The following is a 3,890-nucleotide window of genomic DNA, read 5'->3' as shown; positions in this document are numbered from 1 at the left end:
GGGCGGGATATCGGCCTGGTCTGTGCAGGCGGCTGACGGGATCAAGACCCCGCAGGTGCACTTCAAGAAGGGGGAGTCAGGGGCAACCATCAACGGCACCATTCAGGGTAGCCAGACCCTCGATTACAAGCTGACGGCCAACAAGGGCCAGAGCATGGTGGTGATCCTGACCGGCAAGCCCTACTTCAATATTCTGCCGCCGGGCAGCAAGGGGGAGGCGATGTTTATCGGCTCTACGGAAGGGAACAACTTTGAGGCGACCCTGCCCGCCAAGGGCACTTATACCATTCGGGTCTACCAGATGGGGGCGGCCGAGAGCAGCAAGGCCAAGACGCCGTTCAAGCTGGAGGTGGGCATCAGCGGCTAATGCCAGCCGCTGACAAGCACACAGAGGTGGCTGCCACAAAGGGCCGCCACCGTTGTTTTATCCCCTCTGTTTTTGCCTCGCCAAGGTCAATATTCACCCCGGGCCAGTCGCTCGAAGTAGCGCTGATAACGTCCGCTGGCGATGGCCTGCTGCAATTGCTGATTGAACTGATCTCGCAGTTTGGCTGAATCCGGCATCTTGCGCGGGAACATCACGAAGCTGTCGTTGCGCAGAAAAGGGGTCTGACTGTGGGTGATGAGTGCCGCGCTGGCGGGGTCGAGCTGGCTCTGCAACTCGGCCAGACCGACTCGCAGCTCTTGCGGATAGAGGTCGATCCGCCCGCGCAGCAACTTGCCGAAATTCTGTTTCACGTCGGTGACTTTCTGTTGGGTTACCCTGCCATCGGCCACCATCTTGTCCAGCTCGGGCCCGTAGCTATAGGCGATATCGCCCCCCAACCGCATGCCGATGATCTGCTCAAGGCGCTCGGCTTGCAGCTGCCGTGATTTGAGGGAGAAGAAGACAAACTGCTCCTGCAGCACCGCTTCGCTGAACAGAAAATCCTGCTCCCGCTCCGGTTTGTGCATCCAGACGGCGGTGGCGTCGTAGAGCTGGCTGTTGGCCGCCAGCGAATAGACCCGACCCCAGGGGGCGAAGTGGAACTTCACCTGATAGCCCGCCTCTTTGAACAGATCGCTGATAAGGTGGGCCACGGGACCGTGCTGTTTTGATTGCTCGGAGACAAAAGGAGGCCATTCACCCACGATGATGTTGAGCACCCGGCCCGGTGCGGCGAGAGCCGACTGGCAGGTCAGAAACAACCACAGAGCAAGCGGCGGGATCAGGCGCATGGCTGAAAGAAGGGGACGCAGGCTGGCAGAGGCGAGGGCATCAGATCACTCCCGGCTGTGATGCGGTGAAAGGGGCTGGGTTGCCCGCAATGCTAACATGAGTCTCATTCCTTGCCGTGGATATTTGTCTCGCCGGGGTCGCCGGGCGCCTATTTTGGCCGCAGGGTATGCCCAAGCTCACAAAACCGATCGAGTAAACGTCATATGATTGATTTCATTATGAGTCTTGCTCTCCTGCCGAACGGCAATTTCACGTAAATCAAAGAGAATGACTATGGCTACCGGACAATATCTGTTGTGGAAAGATGCACAGGGACAGGATTTTCGCCCCGTTGCACTGACCGGCACTGATCTGCTTAACAATCGATACCTCAACAAGGGCACGGCCTTCACCGAACAGGAGCGGGCCGATTTTGATCTCGATGGTTTGCTGCCGCCTCAGGTGCAAACTTTTGAAGCCCAGCTCGAGCGAGTGTATGAGGGGTTCAAAAGCGCTTGCAGCGATATCGAGAAGTACCAGAACCTGCGTGCCCTGCAGGATCGCAACGAGACTCTCTTCTATGCCCTGTTGTCACGCCATGTAGAGGAGATGACTCCCTATATCTATACCCCGACCGTGGGCAAGGCGTGTCAGGAGTTCAGCCACCGCTTCCAGAAGCCGCGCGGCCTCTACATCACTCCGGACAACGTGGATGACATGGGCAGTCAGGCCCGCCACTTCGATGCCAAATCGATCCGCATCATAGTCGTCACCGACAGCCAGGGCATTCTGGGGATCGGCGACCAGGGTGTTGGCGGCATGGGCATCCCCATCGGCAAGCTGGCGCTCTATACCCTGGGTGCCGGTATTCACCCCGCCTGCTGCATGCCCATCGCGCTGGATGTGGGCACCGACAACCAGAAACTGCTCGATGATCCCATGTATCTGGGCCGCCCCCACAAGCGTATTCGCGGCAAGGAGTACGAAGAGTTCATCGACAAGTTCGTGCAGGGGGTCAAGCGCCACTTCCCCAACGCCGTGCTGCAGTGGGAAGACTTCAGCAAATCCAACGCCTTCAATAATCTGGCCCGCTACCAGCAGTCACTGCCGTCATTCAACGATGATATTCAGGGCACCGGTGCCGTGGTGCTGGCCGGTATCATAGGCGCGGTCAAGGTCAAGGGGGAGACCCTGGGCCAGCAGAACTATCTGGTCTACGGCGCTGGCGCCGGCGGGGTTGGTGTCGCGGATCAGATCTGCGCGGGGATGATCCGCGAGGGGATGGATCCGCAGGCGGCCCGCGATCGCATCTACATTCTGGATACCCAGGGGCTGGTGTGCGACAACCGGGACGGGCTCGACGAGTACAAGCGTCGCTACGCCAAACCGGGGTTACTGCTGGCGGGTTGGGATACCGAGGTGCCCGGCAAGGCCAATCTGGCCGATGTGCTGCGTCATGTGCCCATTACCGTGTTGCTGGGTACCAGCGGCTCGGGCGGTGCCTTCCAGGAAGAGCACATCCAGCTGATGCTGCAGCATTGCGAGCGCCCCATGGTATTCCCGCTCTCCAACCCGACCGCCAACTGTGAAGCGCTGCCGGAAGATATCTACCGCTGGAGCAAGGGCAAAGCCATTGTCGCGACTGGCAGCCCGTTCAAGGATGTGAGCTACGAGGGGCAGGATTTTCGGGTGGGGCAGGGCAATAACGTCTTTATCTTCCCCGGTGTAGGCCTGGCGGCCATCGTCAGCCAGATCCGCGAGATCACACCCGATGTCTTCACGACCGCCGCCTTTGCGCTGGCCGAGTGCGTGAGTGAGGTGGACCTGGCGAAAGGGGCCGTGTATCCCCGCATTCGCGAGCTGCGCAGCATCTCGGTGCATGTGGCGACCGCCGTGCTCAAGGATATCGTGCGTCGGGATCCCTCCCACCCGCTGATCGGTCAGGATCTGCAGCAGCATATCCTCAATCACATGTGGGAGCCGGTCTACCTGCCCTATCGTCGGGTATAACCGCGTATTCACCGCCCGGATAACGGATCGGTAAAGATGACAAGGGGGTAGCGCTGCTACCCCCTTTCATTCATCACCCGTGGCATTCACTAAGTTCGCAATGGCCGCCAGCGCCCTTGCTGATTGCGACAGGCGGTATCCTGCCACTGCTGGCTCGCCTTGCCGATATAGAGTTGCTCGCGATAGTCGCGACACCACTCCCCGCTGGTGTGGCGGAAGGTGCGTAGCGGGGTGACGCTACCCGCGTGACGATTAGCCGGATTGAACCAGGTGAGGCTTTGGCCTTTGGTACGGGTTTCCAGCGCCTTGGCAAGGGCCTGATTGGCCAGTTGAACATCTGCCTTATCCATCTGATGGTAAAGCGGCGGGGTGTCGACCGTGGCGCAGCCAGCGAGGCCGAGCAGGAGGAGTGGTAACAGATATCGCATTATGGTTGCCCCTGTTGGCGAAAGCCGTTGTCAAGCAGAGCACGCTCCTGCTCATCGGTAAGCACTTGCTGGCGCTCATCGACCGTGCCATCGCCCCTGAGCTTGTTGCCGTTGGCATCGACGGCATCCACACCGTTATCATCGACCGTACCATCGCCCCTGAGTTTGTTGCCGTTGGCATCGACGGCATCCACACCGTTGTCATCGATGGTGCCATCACCCCTGAGCTTGTTGCCATTGGCATCGACGGCATC

Annotated in this window: 4 protein-coding genes and 1 pseudogene; 2 read left to right on the top strand and 3 right to left on the bottom strand. The window is 59.6% G+C overall.

The window, feature by feature from the left end; translation table 11 throughout:
• Positions 1-367: DNA breaking-rejoining protein (locus AACS18_RS12585; protein ID WP_374956647.1), on the top strand; the 367-nt coding region annotated here is incomplete at its 5' end.
• Positions 368-453: 86 nt separating this feature from the next.
• Here the strand turns inward: AACS18_RS12585 and AACS18_RS12580 are convergent.
• The gene (locus tag AACS18_RS12580; RefSeq protein ID WP_108614327.1) at positions 454-1,218 is read right to left on the bottom strand and encodes a substrate-binding periplasmic protein; all 765 of its coding nucleotides are present in this window, start codon (positions 1,216-1,218) and stop codon (positions 454-456) included.
• A 274-nt stretch (positions 1,219-1,492) separates the two neighbouring features.
• Between AACS18_RS12580 and AACS18_RS12575 the strand changes: the two genes are divergently transcribed.
• On the top strand, positions 1,493-3,208 hold the full coding sequence (locus AACS18_RS12575; RefSeq protein WP_108614326.1) for an NAD-dependent malic enzyme: 1,716 nt from the start codon (positions 1,493-1,495) through the stop codon (positions 3,206-3,208).
• An 89-nt stretch (positions 3,209-3,297) separates the two neighbouring features.
• On the opposite strand, the gene AACS18_RS12570 is transcribed toward AACS18_RS12575, so the two are convergent.
• Positions 3,298-3,636: an RT0821/Lpp0805 family surface protein gene (locus AACS18_RS12570; RefSeq protein WP_108614325.1), complete on the bottom strand. Its 339-nt coding sequence runs from the start codon at positions 3,634-3,636 to the stop codon at positions 3,298-3,300.
• A pseudogene (locus tag AACS18_RS23440) lies at positions 3,636-3,890 on the bottom strand (hypothetical protein); the annotation flags it as partial. The gene AACS18_RS12570 and the pseudogene AACS18_RS23440, both read right to left, overlap by 1 nt.

It is taken from the genome of Aeromonas sp. HMWF015 (genome assembly GCF_963878965.1).
GTDB classification, from domain to species: Bacteria; Pseudomonadota; Gammaproteobacteria; order Enterobacterales; family Aeromonadaceae; genus Aeromonas; species Aeromonas veronii.
The sequence above is the reverse complement of the archived record's forward strand: the minus strand, read 5'-3'. Positions and strand labels throughout refer to the sequence as shown.